Consider the following 592-nt stretch of genomic DNA (forward strand, 5'->3'; position numbering starts at 1 on the left):
GTTTAATAACAGTAGAAAAAGATATCATGCAACCAAGGCTTCCATCTTATAAAAGAAAGCTTGAAACAAAAGATAAAAATATAAATGTAATAAGTTTAAAAGATTTTGAAGATCAAGATGAAAATAAATATGGATTAAATGGATCACCAACACAAGTTGAAAGAATATTCCCACCATCACACGATAAAGAACAAGAAAAGTGGGTTGGAAATGGTGATGAATTAGTAGCTAAGATGATTAGTAAACTCAAGGAATTAAAATTTGTTTAGACAATAACTAATTTAAAAATGTAGGTAATAGTGTTAAAAATAAAGTAAAGATATTAAAGTTTTAAGTGAATAAGATTATATAAATATTAGATTAAACAAGATTTAATTAGTACCAATAATATTTTAACAAGTAGGGGCAACATGCATAAATGGTAGTTAAAATAGAAGTGTTTTAAAGTAAAAAGGAGGATGCAAGATGGGAAAGTTAGTAATTCATGAAGAGAAATTAAACCAAGAAGTTATAGAAAAATTAGTTAATATATGTCCATTTAATGCTATAGAAAAAAAGGGTGAAAAAATAGAAATTACAGCTGGATGTAAAA

General features: G+C 25.5%; 1 pseudogene. It reads left to right on the forward strand.

The features are described 5' to 3' along the window. Positions 1–269, forward strand: a pseudogene (locus tag OW729_RS19395) (electron transfer flavoprotein subunit beta); the annotation flags it as partial. Positions 270–592 lie beyond the last annotated feature (323 nt).

The sequence above is a fragment of the Clostridium brassicae genome, from assembly GCF_026738875.1.
Lineage (GTDB): Bacteria > Bacillota > Clostridia > Clostridiales > Clostridiaceae > Clostridium_H > Clostridium_H brassicae.